Genomic DNA, 25,373 nt, shown 5'->3' with positions numbered 1-25,373 from the left:
ACAATAATAAAAGAAGGCATTCCTTTTTAGGAAATAAAACTATAAGAGAATTTGAATTAGATATGTATAACCAGAAACAGGCAGCTTAGTCATTCAACTTAAAGTCCATTTTTTTGTTGCAAGTCCATTTTCTCCGCTTTCTCCATATCCCAATTCGAGTCCGTTTTTCTTTTTTCCTAAATATTGACAACTATACGTTAGCTTTCCATTTTTAAATTGTTCAACAAGGATTTTTATTCCGTTGTCATTATAAGTTATAGTTTCAAAAACTTCACCATTCAGATGGTATTTAATTTCTTTTGAAAGAACTAATGGTTTATTCGGATTGTATATTGTTTTATTTGAAACTCTTATTTCTTTTCCATTGTAATATAAATTACTTGACAGAATAACTCCATTTTTGTATTCCTCTTCATAAACTAAATGTCCATTTTTCCGTTTGCTTTGAGCAATACCAGTTAAGAGTTCGTCATTTGAACTTTTATAAACTAAATTATTGTCAATGTAAACTTCTTTCATTCCAACTATTTCTTGCGAAATCAGTTTGTTGAAAGTAAAAAACATTAATAAAATCAGAAAGTTTTTCATTTAGACATAATTATTGCCAACGTGTTTGTGTATGATTTCGTTGCGTATTTCAGCAACTAATTTAGCAAATACAAACCGAATAGAAAATCCGCGAGGATTTTCGTAAGTAAGCCTGTACTAGCAATGAATTATACACGGTGTTGGCAAATCGTTTATTTTAATTCACTTGACAATTTATTTATTGATTCAATTACTTTTTTCAGCTTTAAAGGTGCTTTAGAGTAAGAATAATTTTTTAATTCATATTGTTCAACCACATTGGTGATAACCAAAGATGTAATTCTTGAGCACAATAAAGTCACAGTAGAAAATGAACTTTCGTATTCAGAACTATCATTTACCGCAGATTTTAATTGACGAATGCTTATATATTCCGAGTGAATATGATTTGAATACAAAGAATGAGTTCTTGATATGTTACCAATTTTTATTAATGGATATATTTCGTCCAATTTAATTAATCTTGCATATGATGGATTTATAAATCTTTTTCTCTGAGAAAAAGGTAATCTTTTGAATTCATCCAACTTTCTGATTTTCCTTAATTCTTCAGCCAGTTCATTCCTCATTTTTTTAATCGGTTCAAAATCCTTTGGATGCTTTTTAGTCAGCTCAATTTGTTTCCTCAATCCCTGTATTTTATAAACATATGCTCTTATTTCTTTGGAATATTCAGAGTCGACAAAAAATATGTAAGATAAATTTATGAATGTTTCTATTTGAAGCCTTGCAATAGAGTAAACAGCTGTTAGGTCATTTATTTTTAGTTGCTTATCCCGAATTTCAATTAATTTCCCACTTGTAAGGGTTAAAAGTGTTTCATTATGAAATATTATTTGAAATAGCAATTTTTCAAAAAGTCCAGCATCCTCAAATTTTTTTCCATTATCATATAAATCTTGAGTACATTCTATCAGAAGAGAATTTAATTCAGTAAGAATTGCTTTTTGATTTGACAAAGACAAGTCATTAACTAATATTAAGGCTTCTATGCTTGTTCTTTGTTGTTCGTTCATAAATGTTTGCCAACGTTTCGTATAAGAATAGTGCGGTGTTGAGTCAGAGGGTTTTCCGCAGGAAAATCAGAGTGACCAAAAACGCACTAACCTTTGATATTGTACTAAATTACGCATTATTTTTATACTTTGTTGGTAACAGTTTTTTATTCAATTATTAAGACCTCTCCATCTCTCAATGCTTTAAAAAGCCATTTATTATCTATACATCTTTTAACTTCTCTTCCAATTTCCTCCGATTCAGGATGGTTAGAATCATAATGAGGTAATATGCCATAGTTGAATAGATTTAGTCCGTCCCAAATAGTTTCGCTAATTTCTTGATAAGGAAAATCATTAGGATTATCCACAAATTGAATATATTTTAAAGAGTCCGAAAGAATACATACTCCAGCACTATAGCCTCCATAAAAAAAGTCGCTTCGTTTCTGTAATTCTTTAAAAATATTGTCAAATCCACTTAATTTCATTGCCTGTCTTAAAACGAAAGTGTTTCCGCCACTAATCCAAATTCCATTTAGTGAAGCAATTTTATTTCTTAATTTATTCTCTTTCCCAAAATAATTTTTTAAGTCCAAATGTTCACTAATAAAACCTAAACTGTCCATAAATTCCATTTCTTCTTTTAAATGGTCATCCCTAATTTCTGGATTAGCAGTTGTCCAATCTTTAGAATTATTTATATGACCAATTTTTGCACCTTGAGGAAGTAAGTCTTTCAGTTTTTCAACTTTTTCGCCAAATTTGTAAGAAGATAAATAGTATTTCATTGATTAGTTAAGATGTCAGCTCAAATTGTTACCAACGTCTCGGCTATGAGTAGTTGCGTGGGTTAGCACTTAACCTTGCAAGTACACACCAAACTGAAAATCCGCGAGGATTTTCAGAAGTAGGCGAGAACAAGCAATTACTTATAGCCAATGTTGTAGTGCGTTTTTAATTAATTATTTTTTTTAGATTTTCGGTGTATTTTTCTGGTTCTATAAAATCAATGAAATGTCCATAAATCGGACTAATCCATTTTTTCTTTTGGTTACTCCGAATTACAATCATGTTAAAGGTTTTATTGTAATCAACTTTTTCAATGTCATTCCAATAAATTTCTTTTTTCTGTCCAATCTCGTTCTTAATAGTCATTGATTTATCACCGATTACAATTCTATACTTTAAATAATGTAATGTTAGGTAAAATCCGATTGATGAAAATCCGATAAACATTGCAAGAACACTCAAAAGTCCGCCATTTTCATATTCCTTAAGTACAAAAAATAGAACGTAGATTAATATGAGGGAAATTGCGAAGCAAAACAGCCCAAAATAGAGAATCAATTTTCCAGGTTTTAAATCCATTTAAAGGTTTTTATTTTCCAATTCCGCTGTTATTTATATGTTCCAGTAGAGCGTTTTCCAATTTATCTGATACTTCCCAAAATTTATTGTCCATTTCCTCAATGTAATCTTCAAATTCGTCTTCATCATACTTGTCAAATTCCTCTTGTCGAGCGTCTGGTCCTTCAGGAACTCCGTTTGGTAAAAAGGTTTTATTGAATTCACGTAATTGATTGGCTACCGAATTGAAATTCAGATATTCTAAATCCGCAATTGTATCTGCGTTTTTGTCCGCACCATAATTCATATAATGGTCCCATAATCCGCCAGTTGTTAAAGGCTCAATGTTAAACCAAACACGTTGTTCACGAGTCAATTTTTCATAATTAGTAAATCCAATTTCAACTATTTTTTCCCACGCATCTTGGGCTTCGTCTCTTGTCATAATTTCGGTTTTCTTAAATGCACTACAACGTTTATGTATATGAAAAGTTGCGTGCTTGCGAGCGAGGATTTTCCGAAGGAAAATCAGAAGCTAGCAAAAGAGCAACTAACATTGGTTTAGCTAAAACTAGCAATTTTTTATATACAATGTTGTAAACAGTTTTTTTATTCAATTCAGTTTTGTCCGATTAATGTTTTCTATTTATCATAAATTTAATTGGTTCTTTTCTCAGCATATAACTCTAATCGGTCAGATTTTAAATTCAGATGCAGGGTATGAAACTTACCATTTGTTACTTTTTTTAAATTCACTTCATATACACCATTTAATCTTTTGTCAGAAGAATTGGTGATTGTGGCTACTGTATCGTTATTTTTTTCTAAGATAGTTATGTCAGCAGAAATCTTAATATTTTTATTATGGTTATCAATGTACAATTTGTTGAATTTATTTACAACCATTAAGTTCGTAATAAATCCTTTGTTAGAAATGTTATCTAAAATATTACTCTCATCTATTTTGATGTAATACAAAGCCCAATTATTCCTATAATCTTCAGGGATTGTTTTTCCTTTATTACAACAAAATGTCAGAATAAAAAGGAAGAAATATATTGGTTTCATACTGTTTCTCAAATTGTTTACAACGTTTAGGCTAAGGTTTGTTGCGTTAGTTGGAGACTAAGATAGTAAAAAGAGCCTTACAAAGTTTAGCGCGAAAATTTTCCGAAGGAAAATCAGAAGCAATAAACTTTAGCCATTGTTGTAACACGTTTTTTTTTATTCAGTTTTTATTATCTCTACATATTTTTCATTAAAAACATAAATCAAAATTCCAATGGTCAGAAGTAAAGCTTTGTTCAATAATACGGTTGTTTCTATCTCATCACCCAGAATGATTTTTACAATTTTTGCTAAGAATGAAAGTCCGTAGCTTAAAATCAGAATAATAGCCCAAATTTTAATTCCGATTTTGGCATATTTATGCTTGGAGAAAATCAAATACAATAAAATTCCTTGTAGTGTTATTGGAATTAATGCTTTGGTTATTCCAGTAGTCAGTCCGTAAATATTCCATAACAATTTTAGAATAATATATCCGATTAATGCATATTCAAAGGCTTTTTCTTTAAATCTGATTTTTTCCATTTAGTTTGGGTCAAATGTGTTACAACGTCTCGGCTATGAGTAGTTGCGTGGTTTAGCACTAAACTTTGCAAGTACACACCAAACTGAAAATCCGCAAGGATTTTCAGAAGTAAGCGAAAACAAGCAATTACTTATAGCCATTGTTGTGCGTTCGTTATTTTTTATTTGTTAAGTTCTTTTGAAATTCAGCATTTCGCTTTTCCCATTCTACTTTATCTAATTTATAATACTTTTCAAAGTCCGACAGCATTTTCAAGTAGTCGGCTTTTGTGAATTCGAGTTTAGTCATTTTCTTAAACCACTCAACTTTAAAACCTACTTTTTCAGGCTCAAAATCAGTTGTTTTATCAAGTCCGATTTTATTCCATTTAATAATATCTCCGCAATTTTGTATTTCGGCTACAATTAATGTGCAAGAAAAATCACAGTCATCAGGACACATCAATATTGGACAAATTGTGGTTTCATTTTCATTCGGCAGGATTCTTTTTTGGACAACTTCTTTCTCTTTTGGTATTTCCATTCCAAAAAGTAGAGTAGGAATTGTTCCTCCATAAAATTTGTCAGGATATAATTCCTCAAGTTTTTCGTCAAGCCAAAAGCTATCAATCCGATAATTTGCAAAATCATCAGCTCCATATTCGCTTTTATCTATTTCAACTTTTATCGTATTCATTGGTTTTCTCTAATGACGCACAACGGTTCGTATAACCGTCAGTTACGGGTTAATATGCGTTAATATTCGGTTTGGCACAAGCTTTAGCAATTCCGAGTGGATTCGGACGTAGTCGAATCCGCCGTAATTGCGGTTATACATTGTTACCAAACGGTTTTATCTTTTTTTTGTGTTTTCCTTTTTCAGTTATACAACCACAATCAATTTCCGAAATCGGTTTAATTGCGTTCCTTTTTATTTTCCATTCCGTTAGACTTAAATCAGGGATTATTGGAATTCCGATTCCAGGAATATTTGAATCTAAGGAATCCCTTTCCTTTTCTAAATATTCTTTGGTAAATTCTCTGTCATTTCTAAATCGAATACGATTTTTATCTACCGAATAAGTTCCAGTGATTTCCGATTGACAAGCACTCAACCCGTATTTATAATTAAAAATTCCGTTTTCTCGTAATTCCATTATCGACCATCTTTCGAATTCATTGTCAACCGAGTAATAAACTCCAATTAAGTCAGTTGTTTTATTTTGCTCAAATGGCAATAAAAATGCAAATAATATGATGCAAATAATGGTTCTCATTGAGTTTCTTCAACTGTTTGGTAACTTGTTTATATGCGGAATTTTCACCTTTATATCCGCCCAATTAGGTTGGCTATGCGGAAGTTTTGGTGGTGTATATATGTTTTAGTTTCCAACATGGTAAAGATGAAAATTCTTATTTAAAGCAATTTAGTAATCATTTGCAGATTATCAAATGGATTTTTTATTTTTTTTATGCTCAGTTCGCTTACATGGGTGTAAATCATTGTAGTTTTTGGGCTGCTATGTCCCAAGAGTTCTTGGATATATCTTATGTCCGTCCCGTTTTCCAGTAAGTGGGTTGCAAAACTATGCCTAAGGGTATGCAGGGTAATATGCTTTTTTAGCCCTGCCTTTTTTACGGCCTGCCTTAAAACCTTTTGCGCACTGGTACAACTGTATGGTTTCCCTTTTTGGCCTTCAAATAAATAGGTCTTGGGCCTGTACAGCTTGTAATAGTTTCTAAGTAAGGTTAAGAAGGTTTCAGACAATAAGGTATATCTGTCTTTCTTGCCTTTTGCTCCTTTAATATGGATAAGCATGCGTTTGCTGTCTATATCACTTGCTTTTAAATTTAAGGCCTCGCCAATCCTTAGGCCACCAGAGTAAAGAAGGCACAATAATGTTTTGTGCTTTAGGTTATTGACGGCATCAAAAAGGGATGTAACCTCATCTATGCTTAAAACAACAGGGAGTTTCTTTTCTTTTTTTGGACGTTTTAAAGCTAAGGCCTCTACTTCTATGCCTTTATAGTCCAGATATTTTTTAATACCGTTAATACATTGGTTTTGATAGGATATGGACTTGTCGGCCCTTACGATAAAGTCGTAGTTAAAAGATTCGATAAGCCGTTTGGTATAGTTATTAGTGTTTTTTAGGTGTGAGTAGCGTTTAAAAAATGTGGTCACTTCAACATAGGTATTAACCGTATTGTTGCTTAACCGTTGCTGCTGTAGCCATTTTTTGAATTTTTTTAAATCTTCTTTTTGGGCATAGTCCAAACGCGGTAGGGTGATGCTCAAGGTTTTTTGGGTCGTTGGCTTTTTGGCTTTTAGCGCACTGTAGTCCACCTTACAATTAATACGGCGCAAATGGGCGTAAACAATCCTTTTGTTTTCTGGCGAATGTTTAATGTAAAAGGTCTTGTGTGATTTGCTCCATTTAACCTCAAGCAATTGCTTTAAATGTTGTTTAATGTTTTCATCATAGCCAAAGGATATGGCAATTTGCTGTTCGTTTTTATGGAATAAAGGGCTTAGCTTAACGGTTTTCATAGAAAATAAATTATGGTAAAATATTCACAACAGTAAAAGTTAAGTCTTACAAATATAAAGAATGAAAACCAAACATCTCTTATGCTTGGGCAGATTAAGAATTATTTTAACTGGTGGTGGGTTTTGGTGGTGGGTTTTTGCATTAAAATGTATATATTTGCGCAGTTTTGCAGGTTAATGGTACCATAGCTTAAAAGCTATAACTGTTTGTAAAGGCTTGTAAACACTGTAAATAAAGGCAAAGGGGATGTAGCTCAGTTGGCTAGAGCGCTTGACTGGCAGTCAAGAGGTCGTCGGTTCGAGCCCGATCTTCTCCACTAGCAATAGCAAGGCTTTCAAGAGATTGGGAGCCTTTCCTGTTTTTGTTAAGCAAGCGATTAGGATCGGGCGAGAAGCGATGCATTGAGCCTGCCGAAATGTTTATCCTGAGTTTATCGAAGGGAGCCCGATCTTCTCCACCAGTGATAATAAGGCTTTCAAGACATTGGGGACCTTTCTTGTTTTTGTCTTTAAATGCCATTGACATATAAATCAAAAATCACAAAAAAGAGTAATGCATTAGTTTGAGTAAGCTTGCCTTATTGAGAAACCATGATTTTTTAAAATGTATTAGATAAAAAGTATCAAATAATAATTATCCTTTAAGAGTTCCCTAAGCTTTCTATAGGCATTTTTCTTTGCCGTATGTACCGTATGTGGTGAAATCTTTAATTGTGTAGCAATTTCTGGGTTTTTTAGCCCTTTCAATGAGAGCTCTAGAATTTCCTTTTGCCTTTGAGGTAAATTGTCAACGGCATTTCTAACAATCCTGAAGGTTTCTTTGTCAATTAAATTAGTTTTAAAAAACGATTCAGATTGTAGTTCCTTTAAAGCAGATAAATCAATATTACGCTTTGACTTCTTAAGTATGTTGATACAGTTATTTTTAATAATAACATATAAAAAGCCTTTGGCACCACGAATATCGTTAAACTCTGTACGTTTTTCCCAAAACTTTATCAGTGCTTCCTGGGCTACATCCTTACTTTGGTCCTCACTTTTAAGGTATTTATTGGCAAAGGAACATAAGATAGGGTAATAATCATCAAAAAATACCTTGAAGGATTTCTTGTCACCGCTTTGTATATCAGAAAGTATGTTTTGAGTTGAATCCATTAAAGGAAGTTCATATTGGTGTAAATATATGAAACTAGATTGCCTAAAATTTAAAGTTTTTTAATTTTTTTTTGAATCGGAATACCCATGTTTCTGTTTTGAATTGTATTAAAGGGTAGATGGTAATCTATAAAATAAATGGATCAAGAAAATATATATATAGAAATATCTAAACTAATCGCCCTAAAGCTCAATGGCGATTTGGAAAGTCATGCTGAAAAGCAACTTAATGATTGGTTAGAGGAGTCTGAAGAAAACCGGCAAATTTATTCCAGAATTATTTCGGAAGGCTGGTATCAATCCAATCTGGCCGAGTATGAGAAATTTGAAATTGAAGAAGGTTGGGATAGGGTAAGGTCTAAGGTTAAAACGAAGAACAAATTAATACCATTATGGTCCAATGTTTGGAAATATGCTGCTGCGGCAATCATAGTATTAGGCTTGGGATTTGTTTTTAAGGATAGATTGTTCAATGCATCTATTGATCAGGATGTTATTCCGGTAATTGTTGATACAAAACCTATTGAGCCAGGCACAGATAAGGCAACCTTGACACTCGAAGACGGATCGAAAGTGGCTTTAGAAAAGGGAAACACCTTTAAGGCCAATAATGTTAATAGTAATGGAGAGAAGATCGTTTATGAAGCGAGTAAGCAAAAAAAGAAAGCGCCGGTCTATAATTATCTAACGGTACCTAGGGGAGGTCAGTTTTTCATAGAACTTTCCGATGGCACTCAGGTTTGGTTAAATTCAGAATCGGAATTAAAATACCCTAAAGCGTTTGTTGAAGGAGAAACACGTGAAGTGGAATTAGTTTATGGGGAAGCCTATTTCGATGTTTCGCCAAGCACAAAACATAACGGCGCTAAGTTTAGAGTGGTAAACCGTTCGCAAGAAATAGAGGTTTTGGGAACAGAATTTAATGTTAAGGCTTATAAAGATGAGACTAACATTTATACAACGCTGGTAGAGGGAAAAGTTGTTGTGGATAACGGTACTTCAAAACAAAGCTTAACGCCCAGCGAACAATACAATTTAAATATAGAGACCAATAGCTTTACAGTTGCGAAAGTTAACGTTAAAAAAGAAGTGTCATGGAAAGAAGGCATATTTAGTTTTATAGACATGCCTTTAAAAGATATCATGAAAGTGATATCCAGATGGTATGATGTTGATGTGGTTTTTGAAAATAAAAATTTAGAATCCGTTGAATTTGTTGGAGTTTTAGATAAAAAACAAAGTATAGAAGATATTTTGTCTATAATAAAATCGACCTCTATAAATGACTATGTTATAGACAATAAAACCTTAATATTAAAATAATGCCGCCTGTTGTGCGCTTGATATAAATATAAAAGCCTTAATCTTAAATAAATAATTAAAAAAATATATGCTAATGACATAAATGATACAGAAGAACTAAAAAAAAAGGATAAGGTTTCACCCGCCAAAGTAAAGACCCTATCCCCTAAAATTTTATCAATTAATTAAAATGTTTAACTAACTAATAACAAACAAATTTATGGAAATTAAGTTAACTAACCTCTGTTTTCAAATACGAAAACGGACTTTAATGATCATTATGAGGACATTTATATTCTTATGTTGCACATTTGTCTTTTCACTGGCACCAAATGATTTAGTTTCTCAAAACTCTAAAGTTAAAGTTGAGGAGGATAAAGTATTAACTGTTGATGAAGTCTTCCAATTGATTATGGAGCAAACAGATTATAAGTTCTTTTATGAAAAAGGAATTTTTAATGACTTCCCAAAAGTTAAAATCAACAAAGGAACAATAAGTGTGAACAAACTGCTAAAACAAAGTTTGTCGCAAAAGAACCTTGATGTAACGTTAACCGATAATGATGCAATACTCATAAAGGAAAAAGAGACTTCACTGCTGGACCAGGCGCAACAAATAGAAGTTTCTGGAGTTGTTACAGGACCATCCGGTCAGCCCATGCCAGGAGCAACCATACTGGAAAAGGGGACCACTAATGGAACACAAACAGATTTTGATGGTAATTTCACGATTAAAGTAAGCAATAAGTATGCTATCTTGGTAGTATCGTACGTTGGTTATTTTTCTCAGGAAGTTTTGGTCGATGACAGTGAAAGTATTTCCATAACTTTAAAAGAAGATACCACCGAACTTCAGGAAATAATTGTTGTAGGGTATACGGCCAAAAAGAAATCAGACGTGACCTCTTCCGTAGCCAAAGTGACATCCGAAGAGCTAAAGGATATTACAGCTCCTAATGTTTCAACCATGCTACAGGGGAAAGCCTCGGGGGTACAAGTGGTTCAAGGGTCTGGGCAACCAGGGGCTTCACCTACAATTCGTATAAGAGGGGTGTCTTCAATAAGCAGCAGCAATGATCCTTTATGGGTTGTAGATGGCGTTATTGTACATTCGGTACCTAATTTAGATCCTAACGAAATAGAGAACATTAGCGTGTTAAAAGATGCTTCTGCAACGTCGTTATATGGATCTAGAGGTTCTAATGGCGTAATTGTGGTGACCACCAAACGAGGGAAAACAGGAAAAACACAACTGACCATATCCAGTAAAACAGGGTTTTCAATATTTAATCAAGGCAACTTTGAGGTCATGAACTCCCAACAACTTTACGATTATTATGGATTGTTTGCCAATCAAAATGCCATTCCGAGTTGGTACACACCAGAGTTGTTAAATACCGATTATAACTGGTTGAAAAATGGGACTCAAACCGGTGTTATAAAAGATCATTCATTAACATTATCGACAGGAAATGATGTCTCAAAAACTTTTGTGCTACTTGGCTATTACGATGAGACCGGAACCGTAAAAGGCTATCAGTACGATAGGCTAAGCTTAAGGGTTAACCATGAGGTTAAGGTGATGGATAAATTAACCATAAAGCCCAAGTTGGCCGTAAATTATACAAATCGAGATAATAAGCAGCATTCATTATATCAAATGTATAATAATTTACCTTGGGACAAACCATTTGATGAAAATGGAAATGTAAGGAATCCACAAGAGCCAGGTGTTACATGGTATGGTAGAGATCAGTCTAACTATTACGAGGGGCTTCAGACCAATTATAGCAAAGGCTCTGAGTTCAACTTATTTGCCGATTTTGATTTTGAGTTAGACTTGTTTAAAAATGTAAAATTCATTTCCACAAATGGTTATACTCTATTCATGACCAATGGGATGTCTTATACAGATCCGCTTTCCAACGCTGGAAAAGCCAAAAATGGGGAACTGTCTAATTCTAATGCCAAGCGTATTACCCGTTTTACCAATCAAATGATACGCTATAATAACACTTTTGGAAACTTAAGGGTTAATGCACTGGCAGCTTATGAATACAACGATTATGTTTATGAGAGTTTCTTTGCCGAAAAGTACAACTTAGTGTCAGGAACAGAAATTTTAGATAATGCCAGTGAGCCAGGAAATGTAGGAGGGACCAAAAATGACTATGCCTTACAATCGTACCTGTTTAATGCAGAACTTATATATGACGATCGTTATATGGCTCAGTTTTCCATTAGGAGGGATGGCGCTTCAAACTTTGGGGATAACAATAAATATGGTAACTTTTTCTCCGTAAGTGGAGGTTGGAATATCCACAAGGAAAACTTTTTTAACGTGCCATGGGTAAATGCCTTAAAATTAAGAGCTAGTTATGGTTCTGTGGGAAATCGTCCTACCTTTAACTATCCACAATATTCCTATTACAGTTTGTTGTCAACGTATAATGCTGCACCAACCACTACGCCTGGACAGCTTGGTAATGACGACTTATTATGGGAAGTGTCCTATCAAACCGATGTGGCTATAGACGCCCGAATCTTTAACAAGTTAGGATTAACCCTAGAATATTATAAACGCGATACATCCGATCTTATACAGCGTGTATCCTTACCAGCCACTGCCGGATACAGCTATCAATACCAAAACGTTGGAGCAGTAGTTAACGAAGGTGTAGAGGCCATTGCTAATTTAGATCTATTTGAAAATGCTGATGGTTTTAATTGGAATGTTAGTTTCAATATTGGTGCCAATAAAAATAAAATCACAGAATTGTATCAAGGCGAAGACCAGTTTTCTGGTAGTAAGATAAGACGCGAAGGATTGGATTCTAACTCATGGTATTTAAGAAAATGGTTAGGGGTAAATCCTAGTACAGGTAAACCACTTTGGGAAGTGATTGATGAAAATACTGGTGAAAAAAGTACAACCTCCGATGTTGAAAAAGCGACACGACAAGTAGTAGGAACATCTACCCCTGATTTTTTTGGAGGGTTTACTACCAAGTTTAGCTATAAAGGCTTGTCATTAAACGCCAATTTCACTTTTGTTAAAGGCGGTAAAATATATAATTCCACTCGGGAGTTGTTCGACTCGTCGGGAGCCTATCCTACATATAACCAAATGGTTTTACCAGATGAATGGAGTATTTGGCAACAACCGGGAGATTATGCAACACACCCGCTGCCCTATTATGGAGGCGATGGGTCTTCCAACAAAACGTCTTCAAGATATTTGGAAGATGGTAGTTTCTTAAGAATGCGTAACATAACACTTAACTATAGTTTAGATCCCGACTTGGTGAAAGCTATAGGGCTAAGCAGCGCTAGTCTCTATATTTCTGGAGATAACCTTCTAACTTTTACAGGGTTTACCGGTGTAGATCCAGAAGTTGGTATTGGTGGTGTTAGTGGTACGATATACCCTGTTTCAAAGCGTGTTAGCTTAGGTGTGAACTTATCATTTTAATTAAAAAATTGAGAAGAATGAAAAAATTTATAGCAGTATTAGTATTAGCCACGGCATTGTTTGCTTGTGATATAGATAGATTTCCTTATAATGCCATAGCAACTGAAGAGTTGTTTGAAAGTGAGGGTGCTTTGGCATCTGCAACTGCCGGTAACTATGCCATTTTGAAAGGAGATGACAATGGTTTTGGATTTATTCACCAAACCCATAGAATACCAGAATATGCGGGCGATAATGTGTCTTTAAGTGGAACGACTACCAACCCGTTGTTCTATACTTACAATTACTTTAATTCTACAACCACTTACCTTACCAATACCGTTTGGTCTGTAGGTTACAAAGCTATTGTGGGGTGTAACAGAATTATTGAAATGGCCGAAGAAGGTGTTTCTCAAGGCTTAGACCATCAAATAGGAGAAAATTACTTTCTAAGGGCTTATGCCTTGTTCTATATGAATAATGTATTTGGACGCCCTTATTCGCAAGGGACTTCAAATTTGGGGGTTCCCATTAAATTAACGACACGAGAAGATGACAATCCAGACCGTGCTACGGTGGGAGAGGTTTACGATCAAATCGTTTCAGATTTATTAAAGGCCGAATCCTTAATGAGCTTACCAAAGGATAATATCTTTGCTACAAAAGAAGCTGCACAAGCTTTGTTATCGCGTGTATATTTATATATGGAACAAAATGATAAGGCCATTGAGTATGCGAATAAAGTTATTGGTAAATTCAGTTTGGTATCTACAAGCGATTTTCCAAAGTATTTCGAAATGGTACCAGAAGAAAATCCTGAAACCATATTTTGTTTCAAATACACCGAAACAGAATATAACGAGAGTAACCCATGGCGTGCTGTTGGGTCATTATATGCTAGAATTGATGGTGTAGGTTGGGGAGAAATGTATGCTTCTAAGCCCATTATCGATTTATATGATCAAAATCCAGGAGATGTAAGACGATCATTCATATGGCCACAATATCTAGAAGATGATAATGGAAACTTGATTCCTGCCGTGTATTGGGTAGATAATTCGTATAAATACCAGTTTAGGGATACCTATGTAGAAAATGGTAAAACCTATTTCGATGATGGTAATACACAATACGAAGTGCTGTCTGAAACCCAAGGTAACCAAACAAAATACTATTTCACTTCTAATGGTACGAAAATCTATGTCACCAAAGATTTTGATATGGAAAAAAGAAATGGGTATCCTAGATTTTATATTACCAAAGCTTCTTTACAAGAAGGGATCGGCCACTTATGGTCACCAGTAATATCTCGTTTGGGAGAGGTGATTTTAAATAGAGCGGAGGCCTACGCCAAATTAGGTAATGTAAACTTAGCATTGGCCGATGTAAATACCATAAGAGCTCGTGCTGGTATTCCAACCTATAACAGTCCTTCCGATTTCCCAGCAGGGAAAACATTGATAGATGTTGTTTTAGATGAAAGACGAATGGAGTTAGCTTGGGAAGGTCATCGCAAATACGACATATTTAGAAATAATAAAACGTTGGATAGAAGGTATCCCGGTACCCATTTAAGTGGCGCCAATCCTTATGAAATGGTATTGCCAACTGATGATCGTGTAGTTGAGTATGTGCCTCAGGCACAAATTAATGCGCAGCCATCATTAATACAAAATCCACCTTTAAATTAATTGAATATGAAAAATATATTAAAATTACTTACTGTATTTCTACTTGCTGTTTCCTGTCAGCCAGATGCAGTGATATATAAACCTGAAGCTATAAAAATTGATGAATCTCCGGGAGCATCATATATAGAAAATCCTTTAGATATATGGTCAGTGAACCAAGAAGGACAATATGCCCTTAATGTGGTATTCTTTAAGCCTACCGATATGGAATTTACCAATGAAAATTTCAAAAATGTAAGCAACATGATGTTGTTTATACAAAGCTGGTATGGTGTGCAAATGAAAGCCAATGGTTATAACAAAACCTTTGGTTTAATGACCAATCAAGACGGAGAGGTACGTATTAATGTAATAGATGGAGCAGAAGCCAGTACGTCTTATGATTCTCAAGATTCTTCCAAAATTAAAGCAGAGTTAAATGCTTATTTTGCCGATGCACCCGATAAAAAAAGCAGTGACCATTATTTAGTTTTAGGCTTTAAGGATAGTGGTGTAGGGTTTTATGCAAATGGAAAAATTGGATTTGCGACGTCTCCAGATTTTGTTTTGTCCGAAACAGGAAAGACCATTGACGGATTGGAACTTTTAAAAGCTGCAAATTTGGGAGGTATAATTCATGAGTTGGGGCATGCCCTTAACTTACCGCATGCGGCTCATAAAGGCAGTGATAGTAAAATATCCTTAATGAGTTTTGGTAACCAGGCCTATCAAAATGGAAATGAAGAAAATGTATTTTTAATTCCTTCTAGTGCGGCTATTTTAAATACTTGTCAAGTTTTTAACAAAACCAATGATGGTATTGCCTATTATGCACAAAGCCCTGGAGTAACCTTAAGCACATATAAGGTGATTAAAGATGATGCTAACGGTAAATTAATGGCGTCGGGTACATTTAGTGCAGATGTTATGCCTACAGCGTTGTACATAGGAGAAGACGGATTTCCATATTCTAATGTAAACGAAAGTTATGATATGGTCACCTTCGTGAAAAAAATAGGGGTTCCCAATGCGGACAACCTCTATGAATTTAGTGTAGAGATACCTTATTCCGATTTATTTAATGGCTATAAAGATGATGCTAAAGATGCCATGGAGAATACCTTAAATATCATTTTTGAAAACGGAGAACGTATTGAGGCCTATAGTTATGAATTTACGATGGACTTAATTTCACAAGTTCCAAATAATGATGTTGTCTTGGATTATTTGGCATGGGAACTGTCCGATCGTTCCTCCTGGGCGGCGACAGCTAATACCTCCAGCCAACCCATAGGAAATATTATTGATAGTGATATTGCTACGTATTGGCACTCAGGGTATCCATATCGTTTTAGTGAAAAACCACCACATGAATTAACGTTTGATATGGGTGAAATGAAGAATTTCGATCAAATTTATATGTATAGCGACCGTTCTGGGGGGTACTTCTTGCCAAAGCAAATAAAAGTGCAAACCAGTACAGATGGTGTAACTTATACCGATGCCGCAGATTATAGCGTTCCAGACAAACCATCTGCAAAACACTTCGTTATTAAACTTAATAGCCCTGTTAATGTGCAGTACTTTAAACTTCTAGTAAGTGAAGTATATACATTTAACGGTGTAGACAACTTGTTTGTTTGCGAAGTCGATGTAAAATAATAATAAAACTTAATTATTAATCTATAAAAAGCATCCTTCATTAAATTACAAAAACTTAATAAGGATGCTTTTAATTCTTAAAACCCTTAGTGCTATTACAGCAGCAATGGCTTAAAATTTTGTCACTCTTTTATTGGAGGGATAGGAGTCCCATGTTTGTAGACGATGCGGTCAGCCATTGAAATATATTAAAAACTTAAAAGATGAAACGGAATATTACTTTTTGGAGGACCGCTTTATGTTTAGGCATGAGTATCATACTTGGCTATAACATACAAGCTCAGGATGCTAATTTAGTGGCACGTTACAATTTTACTAATAATTATAACGATTCAAGCGCCTCTGGTTTAAATTTAACGGCTACAGGGACAATAACTTATGTAGACGACAAGGATGCCACTGCCAATAGTGCCATTAATGTAGGCAACACCACTAGTTATTTAACCTCTAGTGCTAATAGTCCAATATCTGGTACTATGGCTAGAACCTATACTGCTTGGTTTAAATCAACAGACACCAACGGTTTTAAAGGCATTGTTGGCCAGGGGAGTGGTGCAGATACGAAATTTACGTTGGGTATTTCTGGAGCCTTTTACGGCGATGTCCTGCTCTTGGATTTAGGAAACAAGGATATCCGTTATGGAGATGCCGCTAGCAACCAGGACAATAATTGGCACTTTGCGGCCTGTACCTATGTTAATAATGGCGATGGGACCGGAACGGCACGCTTGTATTTTGATTTTGATGGCTCGGGTAATGTTGTAGAAGTAGCACAAGTAGTAAACGATGCCGCTTGGGGAAATAATGTAAATACAGCCGTAGCACCCCTTGCTGTTGGAACCGATGGTACAAGTACGTCAAGAGGCTTTAATGGGTCATTAGATGATGTACGCGTGTATTCAAGGGTGTTAACGCCAGCTGAGCTTACACAGGTAAAGAACGGCAATACCCTGTCTTTAAAGAACAGTATCTTTTCCAGCCATAAGATCGAAGCCTTCCCGACCAGAGTTGAAGAGGTCCTAAATTTTAAAATGGATTTGGTAGCGCCCATAACCATTAGTATTTATAGTGTTGTGGGAAAACAAATCCTTTCAACACAGTATAAAGACCATGCCGGTAATATTCAAATAGATTTTGATGGGTATTCAGCTGGTTTATACATCGCTAAGCTTGAGTCTGAAGGGAAATCAGGAACCATTAAGTTTATTAAAAATTAATGAGGATGCTCACTTCCTAGAGTAGTTTCATACATAGGCTACAAGCATAAAGTGAGCATACTGTAATTTAAATAAAAGATCAGTATAGAGTTCAGGTGTACTTCATAAACATCTGTTTTAAGTAAGGGGTATAACCAACCTTTTATCAATAATAATTATTAACTAACATAATCTTTAAATTATGAAAACAATTAAATTAATAGCATTTTTAGTTTTGACCACTTTAATGGTTTTTTATTCTTGTGATGACGAAAACGTTGTAGTAGAGCAAAGCGTTGAAACACAAGGGAGTTTAGCAAAAGGAAAACCAGTAAAATACAATTTTACAATATCGGTGCCAACCGAAGGTAATAGCTGGGTGGTTGGCAATCCAACGGCAACGACTAATATTATTGGAACTGGGGGAATAAGTAATTGGACCAATTCAGCAGATATTATTCGCACCTATTTTTATGCCACACAAACGGGTGATATACAATTAGGGTTACAAGCAATGTTTAGTTCCAATACAAAATTAAATGTTACACTGGATGGGGTGACCCAACAAACCACGTTTACATCAAGTAATGGATCATTTAATACATATTCCATTGGCACTTTTACCATTAACCAAACAGGATACCATTATGTTGAATTAGAAGGTGTTTCTTCCAATTCAGGGGATTTTGGGGATATTTCAGATATCTTGCTGGGAGACTCAACTTGGGACACAAGTATTAGTTTTATAGGTTCTAGCTCGTTTTATTTTGGTAGAAGAGGACCTTCTGTTCATTTAAGGTACACCAAACCAGCTGGTAAAGATATAACATGGTTTTATAACGAAGTAACTGTTCCTGTTAATAAGGATGTTGTAGGATCTTATTTTATGGTGAATGGTTTTGGTGATGGTTATTTTGGCATGCAAGTAAATTCAGAAAGTCAAAGAAGAATATTATTCTCGGTATGGAGCGCTTACCAAACCCAAGATCCAAGTCAAATTCCTGCAGAATATACAGTAATTCCTTTGGGTTACGGTGATGGAGTGACCGTTGGGGAGTTTGGGGGTGAAGGCTCTGGAGCCCAAAGTTATTTCAACTATGACTGGGTAGCAGGGAACACCTATAAATTTTTGTTAAAGGGTGAATCCACACAAAGCAACAGTACCGATTACACGGCCTATTTTTATGCGCCAGAAATTGGGGATTGGAAATTAATCGCTAGTTTTAGAAAGCCTTTTCCAAATTATGTTCATATTAATAACATGCATTCGTTTTTGGAGAATTTCAAAACAGAAATGGGAGATCAAGAGCGCGAGGCATATTATACTAATCAATGGGCTTACGATACCCAAGGCGTGTGGAATGAAATGACAACCGCAAAATTCACAACAGATAATACAGGAAATAATGGAGTACGATTAGATTATGATGGTGGACTTGACGGCGCAGGTGGTTTTTATCTTAGAAACTGTGGTTTCTTTGATGATAATGAAATTCCAAATACATATTTTACAAGAACAGCTGGTGGAATAGCTCCCTATATAGACTTTTCACAGCTAGAAGTACCTACCTTATCTCTTAATTTGTTAGATAGAACGAGCTGGACCATAGCAGACTATAGCTCTCAAGAAGATAATGGAGGAGAGGGAACAACAGGAAGAGCAGCAGATATTCTTGATGGAGATATAAATACCTATTGGCATTCATGCTGGTCTGGATGTACATCGGTAGCGCCACATCATATCGTTGTCGATATGGGGCAATCCAATACGGTAGATGGTGTGCAGTTTATACAAAGACAGAATTTGGGAAGAGCGGTCAAGGATATGGAACTCCAGATAAGTGATGACAATGTGAACTGGCAAAGCCTGGGCGATTATATATTGCAAAATATAACTTCAGAACAAAACATAGATTTTAGTCAAACACAAACGTTTAGATACTTGAAGTTTATCGCTAAAACATCCCATGATGGTAACCATAATGCTTCATTAGCAGAACTGGCTCCCTATATATATCAATAAAGTTAAATTTATTGATAGTAGTAATAAAATTTAGATTAATAGCAAACTAAATTTCCAAAGACCAGTATTAGCATGTGTTTAATACTGGTATTTTTGGTTTTTAATAAAATGTGAAATTTATATAAAATAATAATTTAATGCATCGCAGAGACTACATCAAAACAATTTTACTGGGATCGGTATTGCCCATGGCCTCGTGCTATAGCCCATTCTCCAAAAAAAAGCCCGTCACATTTAAGAGCGAATGGCACCTGTGGCACGACATGAAATGGGTGGGCCCACAGTATTGGGGCAATAGGTTGCAGGACTGGATCTTAAAGGACGGCCAAGCGGTCTGTACGTACAAGGGCAAGAACAGAAACCTACATTTGCTTACCCTCCAGAACCCCAAAGGGGATGCGGCGTATGGGACCAAGGTTACAATAGCAGTTTTGGACCAACAATTGGATGGGACAAAAGGCTGTTTTGGACTGCGATTGGGAGCCAAGGGACGCGTGGACGATTACCGTTCGGCCGCAGTATTTGGTAAAGGTTTGGATGTAGGGTTGAACCTTGAAGGTAATTTGGTAGTAGGGGACCAGGTCTTGAAAACAGGCTTGGGCACATTGCCAGGGCAATTTACGTTACAGGTCATTGTGGATAGCAAGAACGAAAATAGCCAAGCCCTTAACATCAATGTAATAAATACAGCATCTGGAGCTGTTATATATACGGCCAAGGATATAGAGGTGGCACAAGAACAGCTTGCAGGTAACTTTGCCCTATTATCTGATGTTGGTGTAAAGGGAGGGGATAATCATAAACCATTAGTGGGCTTTAAGGATTGGTCCATAGATTCCAAGGCACTATATGTCAATGATAATAATATATTTGGGCCCATATGCTTTGCGCAGTACACATTGCACCGCGGCAAATTAAAATTAACGGCACAGTTGTCCCCCGTAGAAGAGATAGAGGGCCATAAAGTGTTGTTGCAATTTAAAAGGGACGGTCAATGGGCCACTCAGGAAGAACAGACCATAAAACAATCCGGACGGGCTGTAAACTTTTCGATAAGCGATTGGGATGCCATATCAAACGTACCGTACAGGGTGCGCTTGCAGATCCCGTTAAGGGAAGGCATGCACCAATACGATTATGAAGGGACCATCCAGGCAGAGCCCATAAACAAAACCGATTTAAAAGCGGCCGTTTTTAGCTGTAACTTCGATTTTGGCTTTCCCGATGCCGATATCCATGAAAGCGTGTCCAAGCTCAATCCAGATGTATGTTTGTTCCTTGGCGACCAGTTTTATGAGGGTACCGGTGGTTTTGGGGCCCAATATACGGGCGACTACGACAAGACATGTCTGGACTATTTAAGGAAATGGATGATGTTTGGCTGGTCCTACCGGGAACTGTACAGGCACAGGCCCTGTGCCATCATTCCGGACGACCACGATGTATACCATGGCAACGTATGGGGCGAAGGCGGTAAGCTGGCAGATAACAGTAAAGGATTTGGGGCGTCTTCACAAGATAGTGGGGGCTATAAGATGGCTCCAGACTGGGTGAATATGGTGCAGTTTACGCAAACCAGCCATTTACCGGATCCTTACGATGCCACACCGGTCAAGAACAACATAGGGGTGTATTATGCCCATTGGAACTACGGCGGCGTTAGCTTTGCCATTTTAGAGGACAGGAAGTTTAAATCGGCACCGTCCCATGTGCTTCCAGAAGAGGCCAAAGTGGTCAATGGATGGATACAGGGCGAGAATTTTGATATAAAGGAGTACCGCGACCTGGATGCCGAACTATTGGGGGAACGGCAGGAGGCGTTCCTGGAGTCCTGGGTTGGGGACTGGTCCCATGGCGCACAGATGAAGGCCGTGTTGTCGCAGACCAATTTTGCCACAGTGGCGACATTGCCAGCAGAGGCCAAGTCCGATAATGTAGTGCCCCAACTGTACATTCCCGAAGTGGGGGAATATATTAAGGGTGACAAGCCTACCGTGGATATGGACTCCAATGGCTGGCCGGCCAATAAAAGGGACAGTGCTGTAGAAATTATTAGAAAGGGCTATGCCTTCCATATAGCAGGGGATCAGCACTTAGGGTCGTTCATACAATATGGTGTAGATGACTTTGGTGACAGCGGTTATGCCTTTGCAGGTCCCGCTTTAAACAATGTCTGGCCCCGACGGTTTTGGCCATCGGTGGACAGCTCGGCCCATACCTATGAGAATCCCGCCTATACGGGTGACCATATAGATGGCTTTGGCAATAAAATGACGGTCAGGGCGATTGCCAACCCCCATAACATGCACAAGGAGCCCGCCATATTGCACAACAGGGCGGTAGGTTATGGTATTGTGACGTTCAATAAGGCAGAAAGGACGATAAAGACGGAATGCTATAGGCGTTTTGACAATCCGTTGGAAGAGGGCTCACAGTATCCGGGTTGGCCGCAAACGGTTTCCCAGGAGGCAAATTATGGGCGTAAGGCCAAAGGGTATTTGCCGGAAATTAAAGTTCAGGGCCTTGAAAGTCCAGTGGTCCATATTATCAATGAAAGGACCAAGGCGTTGGAATATGCCATTCGCATTAACGGGCAAACATTTGAGGCAAAGGTCTTTGATGGGACATCAAGTTATACAGTGAAGGTGGGAGAGCCAGATAAAAATCTGTGGCAAGAACAAAAGGGCTTTACGGTTGATAGTGAGGCTGCTGATTTTGTGTTTTAAGTCAGTAGTTTATAGTTTTTTTGATCAAAGGAAATACAGAAACCTAAAGAAAGGACCCTTATAGATTCTAATGAAAAGAGGGTGTCTAAAAAGTAGGTTCTATGTCATATTGAGCTTGTCGAAATATTTTTAACTTACTGATAATCAATATCAGTTTCGACAGAGCCTGTGCTGAGCGGAGTCGAAGTACTCAACTTGACAAACCAAATTATAATGCCTTTTTAGACACCCTCTTTTACAAATAAACAAACTTAACTTACATTTTAGCCATTTTAAAATGGCCTTGCAATCCATCACTATTAATTAATTTAATCATATATATGCTTTTGGGTAGTTCCGAAATATCAAAAGCTTTACCTTTTGGGTAATTCCCTTTAAAGGATTTTACCAGTTTTCCTGTTAAATCGTAAATGTTTAAGGTGCTTATATGGTCATTAACTGCAAAGGTCTCTTGAGCAGGGTTAGGATAGACCCTGGCCGAAAGCAATGGTTTAGACTTTTCTGCGCTTAAGCTTTGGGTTTGGGAATATAATCGATATTCTCCTGGTTGTAAACTAATACTGGCCGTAGGGTTGGTAACGTTAATGGAGGTGCTGGAAAAGGTATCGTACCATGTTCCTGTAGATGGAAAATTAGGATTGACCGATTGTGCGGTCACATCGAAATTAGCAATGATAACAACATCCAAATTCCCAACATTATCATTTAAATTGATGCGTTTAACAAGACCGCTAACATTTAAATTAAAATCATTGGTGTTAAAGGTTGAAGGGTATTGTTTTTTTAACGAAATCATTTTCGCCATAACGTTATAAACATCAAGCCTGTCGCTATTGGTGTCGTAACCTAATGTCCAAGCCACGGGTTTTCTATCCAATCGGCAAGAGCCATCGGTAATATCGCTATCACAGTTAATACTTTTATCATACCCCAGTTCACCAAATTGCCAAAGCATTTTAGGGCCGGGAATACCATAAAAAATGGCCGCGGCAGCTTCTTGCCTGTCCAGTGCAGTGCCTAAGTCTTTTACATTATAGCCTCCGCTGGAATTGCCATAAGCTAAATTTTTAACCATAAGGCGTTCTTCATCATGACTTTCCATATAGCCTACTACATGAGGGTTGTTCCATCCCCTGTTTTTATAGGATAACCATGAAACATCGGCACCATCGGCATACCCCATCGTATTTTGGTTAAAGCTATGGTTTAAATTACCCCAAAGCATAATGCCATAGTTGGCCAGTTCGGTTTCTTCACTGTTATCGGATAAATGTTCGAAAATAACATAGGCTTCATTTCCAGGGTTGTTTGCCCAAACATGATCGGCATAGGCTTTTAGGTTTTCAATTCTTGCGGCATCGTAGGCACTGGCCCAATTATCCGCTCCAGTATAAATGGTATTCGAAAACCCTTTTGTAAAATCAAACCGGAACCCATCAATATTATATTCATTCATCCAAAAACTTAACACATCATTAAAGAAGTTTACGGTATAGTTGGATTCGTGGTTAAAATCGTAGCCCCAATGTGCATTCGTATTGTCGACCAAATTGTGGTTTTGATTATAATAAGGGCTGTCGGAGGCCGGACGGTTATTGGTACTGTCCCAATACATTTGTAAAAGCGGTGATTGGCTATACGAATGATTAAAAACGACATCCACAATTACTGCCATACCGCGTTGGTGACATGCATCAACAAAGGCCTTTAGATCGTTGGCTGTGCCATAAGCTTTATCTAAAGCCATGTAAAATGAAGGGTTGTAACCCCAGCTGTCGTTGCCTTCAAATTCGTTAATTGGCATAAGTTCTACAGCATTTACACCTAAGTTTTCAAGATAGTCTAAATGTGTCATTGCGTCTTGATAGGTGTCACTTTCTGTAAAATCGCGAAGCAGCATTTCATAAATAACAAGGTTTTCCTTATTAGGTCTTGTAAACGATGTGTTTTGCCAAGAATAATCTGTTTCGTTGATTTTAAAAGTAGAGACAATACCCATTGTTTCACCTGTTGGATAGGCCATTAAGTCGGGATAGGTACTATTGGGAATATACTGGTCGTTATCTGGGTCTAAAACTTTATGCGAATAGGGATCGGCTACTTTTATACTATAATCAATAAAGTACTGATAAGCATATTCGGTATCTGGATCTAATCCACTAACAGTTAACCAAAAGGTATCATTATCTTTTTTCATTTGATAGCTTTGATCCAACATCCAATTGTTAAAGCTTCCTATTAAAAATACATCAGTTTTTGAAGGAGCTTCTAATACAAATGTTACTGTACCATCTCCATTATCGTTAAAGCCATTTTCTAGCCCAGAGGGCAAGGTTTCATTTTGAGTAGTTGTTTTTACATAAACTGAAACTTCGTGTGTTTTTACTTCACTGTTTTCGGTAGCGATCGCTTCAATAGTATAACTTCCAGCAGAGGTAAATGTATATGCTTTTGAAATTGTAGTCGTGTTTAATGCTGTTTGTTCGGAAACAGTATTCACTTTTAATTCTAAATCGGCATTGATACTGGCTTCTGCACTTATAGTGATGTTGTCGTTTAAATTGAAAACAGCTTCGTCTGAAGGATTGGTAATAGTAATATTTAAACCTGCTTCATAAATTTTAATAAAGATATCTGGGCTGGTTTGTGCAGTTCCGGCACTGTTTCTAAAGACCAGGGCAATATCTGTAACGGTATCACTTCCCGAACCGTAAAAGGTTGGAATGTCTGGAGTGATTACAAGTTCGTAGGTGTTGGTTCCCAATCTCGTCAATTTGGGTTGTGTTGTATTATTGCCCCAACTACCTATAACATATTTCCAGTCAGTCGGTCCTGAGGACGCCGTGGTTATAACACCGGTATGGGCATAGACATCTCCTGTATAATCTTCTAGGCCAGTTCCAACAGCATTAAATGTAATTGTAATCTCATCGGATGCCGTTGGTATAACAGGGGAAGTTGTAACCTGTGAATAGATTATAGAAGAAAAAAGTAAACATGTTATATAGATTAGATTTTTCATTTTAATTTTTTTGAAGTGTGACAGTTTAAGTCATAAAAGGAATGAAAATGAAGAATCTCAAATAAATCAAATGGTTGATTTTATGAGGATTGAGATTCTTCATTTCTACT

General features: G+C 36.5%; 19 protein-coding genes and 1 tRNA gene. 8 read left to right on the top strand and 12 right to left on the bottom strand.

Annotation, left to right across the window (positions count from 1 at the left end; translation table 11 throughout):
- Window positions 1-93: 93 nt before the first annotated feature.
- The 10 genes from MR062_RS05945 to MR062_RS05900 form a co-directional block, all read right to left on the bottom strand.
- Complete coding sequence (locus MR062_RS05945; protein ID WP_242203172.1) at window positions 94-519, bottom strand: hypothetical protein; 426 nt, start codon at window positions 517-519, stop codon at window positions 94-96.
- A gap of 221 nt (window positions 520-740) precedes the next feature.
- Entirely contained in the window at window positions 741-1,604 is an 864-nt protein-coding gene (locus tag MR062_RS05940) for a hypothetical protein (protein WP_242203171.1), read from the bottom strand.
- 146 nt (window positions 1,605-1,750) lie between these two features.
- Window positions 1,751-2,374, bottom strand: a complete 624-nt coding sequence (locus MR062_RS05935) for a Type 1 glutamine amidotransferase-like domain-containing protein (RefSeq protein ID WP_242203170.1) — start codon at window positions 2,372-2,374, stop codon at window positions 1,751-1,753.
- Between the two features lie 166 nt (window positions 2,375-2,540).
- On the bottom strand, window positions 2,541-2,954 hold the full coding sequence (locus MR062_RS05930; RefSeq protein ID WP_242203169.1) for a hypothetical protein: 414 nt from the start codon (window positions 2,952-2,954) through the stop codon (window positions 2,541-2,543).
- A gap of 10 nt (window positions 2,955-2,964) precedes the next feature.
- Window positions 2,965-3,378 carry a DMP19 family protein gene (locus MR062_RS05925; protein ID WP_242203168.1) on the bottom strand — a complete coding sequence of 138 codons (414 nt, stop codon included), beginning with the start codon at window positions 3,376-3,378 and terminating at the stop codon, window positions 2,965-2,967.
- A gap of 212 nt (window positions 3,379-3,590) precedes the next feature.
- Window positions 3,591-4,001, bottom strand: a complete 411-nt coding sequence (locus tag MR062_RS05920) for a hypothetical protein (RefSeq protein WP_242203167.1) — start codon at window positions 3,999-4,001, stop codon at window positions 3,591-3,593.
- Between the two features lie 156 nt (window positions 4,002-4,157).
- Complete coding sequence (locus MR062_RS05915) at window positions 4,158-4,526, bottom strand: hypothetical protein (RefSeq protein WP_242203166.1); 369 nt, start codon at window positions 4,524-4,526, stop codon at window positions 4,158-4,160.
- Between the two features lie 154 nt (window positions 4,527-4,680).
- Window positions 4,681-5,202: a hypothetical protein gene (locus tag MR062_RS05910; protein WP_242203165.1), complete on the bottom strand. Its 522-nt coding sequence runs from the start codon at window positions 5,200-5,202 to the stop codon at window positions 4,681-4,683.
- Window positions 5,203-5,335: 133 nt separating this feature from the next.
- Window positions 5,336-5,782, bottom strand: a complete 447-nt coding sequence (locus tag MR062_RS05905; RefSeq protein WP_242203164.1) for a hypothetical protein — start codon at window positions 5,780-5,782, stop codon at window positions 5,336-5,338.
- 140 nt (window positions 5,783-5,922) lie between these two features.
- Window positions 5,923-7,056 (bottom strand): tyrosine-type recombinase/integrase, encoded by a 1,134-nt coding sequence (locus tag MR062_RS05900; protein ID WP_242203163.1) that lies wholly within the window; start codon window positions 7,054-7,056, stop codon window positions 5,923-5,925.
- 243 nt (window positions 7,057-7,299) lie between these two features.
- On the opposite strand from MR062_RS05900, the gene MR062_RS05895 reads away from it, so the two are divergent.
- A tRNA-Ala gene (locus MR062_RS05895) sits at window positions 7,300-7,373 on the top strand.
- A gap of 292 nt (window positions 7,374-7,665) precedes the next feature.
- On the opposite strand, the gene MR062_RS05890 is transcribed toward MR062_RS05895, so the two are convergent.
- Complete coding sequence (locus tag MR062_RS05890) at window positions 7,666-8,211, bottom strand: RNA polymerase sigma factor (protein ID WP_242203162.1); 546 nt, start codon at window positions 8,209-8,211, stop codon at window positions 7,666-7,668.
- 138 nt (window positions 8,212-8,349) lie between these two features.
- On the opposite strand from MR062_RS05890, the gene MR062_RS05885 reads away from it, so the two are divergent.
- From MR062_RS05885 to MR062_RS05855, 7 genes are all read left to right on the top strand, one after another.
- Window positions 8,350-9,534 carry a FecR family protein gene (locus tag MR062_RS05885; protein WP_242203161.1) on the top strand — a complete coding sequence of 395 codons (1,185 nt, stop codon included), beginning with the start codon at window positions 8,350-8,352 and terminating at the stop codon, window positions 9,532-9,534.
- 259 nt (window positions 9,535-9,793) lie between these two features.
- Window positions 9,794-12,985: a SusC/RagA family TonB-linked outer membrane protein gene (locus MR062_RS05880; protein ID WP_242203160.1), complete on the top strand. Its 3,192-nt coding sequence runs from the start codon at window positions 9,794-9,796 to the stop codon at window positions 12,983-12,985.
- Window positions 12,986-13,002: 17 nt separating this feature from the next.
- Window positions 13,003-14,655, top strand: coding sequence for a RagB/SusD family nutrient uptake outer membrane protein (locus MR062_RS05875; RefSeq protein ID WP_242203159.1), 1,653 nt, complete (start codon window positions 13,003-13,005; stop codon window positions 14,653-14,655).
- Between the two features lie 6 nt (window positions 14,656-14,661).
- A complete protein-coding gene (locus MR062_RS05870; protein WP_242203158.1) occupies window positions 14,662-16,296 on the top strand; it encodes a discoidin domain-containing protein in 1,635 nt (544 codons plus the stop codon).
- Window positions 16,297-16,499: 203 nt separating this feature from the next.
- Window positions 16,500-17,513 (top strand): LamG-like jellyroll fold domain-containing protein, encoded by a 1,014-nt coding sequence (locus MR062_RS05865; RefSeq protein WP_242203157.1) that lies wholly within the window; start codon window positions 16,500-16,502, stop codon window positions 17,511-17,513.
- Window positions 17,514-17,694: 181 nt separating this feature from the next.
- Window positions 17,695-19,515 carry a DUF3472 domain-containing protein gene (locus tag MR062_RS05860; protein ID WP_242203156.1) on the top strand — a complete coding sequence of 607 codons (1,821 nt, stop codon included), beginning with the start codon at window positions 17,695-17,697 and terminating at the stop codon, window positions 19,513-19,515.
- Between the two features lie 137 nt (window positions 19,516-19,652).
- On the top strand, window positions 19,653-22,241 hold the full coding sequence (locus tag MR062_RS05855; protein ID WP_242203155.1) for an alkaline phosphatase D family protein: 2,589 nt from the start codon (window positions 19,653-19,655) through the stop codon (window positions 22,239-22,241).
- Window positions 22,242-22,497: 256 nt separating this feature from the next.
- Here MR062_RS05855 and MR062_RS05850 read toward each other — a convergent pair whose 3' ends face one another.
- Complete coding sequence (locus MR062_RS05850) at window positions 22,498-25,263, bottom strand: alpha-amylase family glycosyl hydrolase (RefSeq protein ID WP_242203154.1); 2,766 nt, start codon at window positions 25,261-25,263, stop codon at window positions 22,498-22,500.
- Between the last annotated feature and the right edge of the window lie 110 nt (window positions 25,264-25,373).

The sequence above is a fragment of the Aestuariivivens insulae genome, from assembly GCF_022662195.1.
In the GTDB taxonomy this organism is placed as follows: Bacteria; Bacteroidota; Bacteroidia; order Flavobacteriales; family Flavobacteriaceae; genus Aestuariivivens; species Aestuariivivens insulae.
This window is presented reverse-complemented; position numbering and strand designations above follow the sequence as displayed.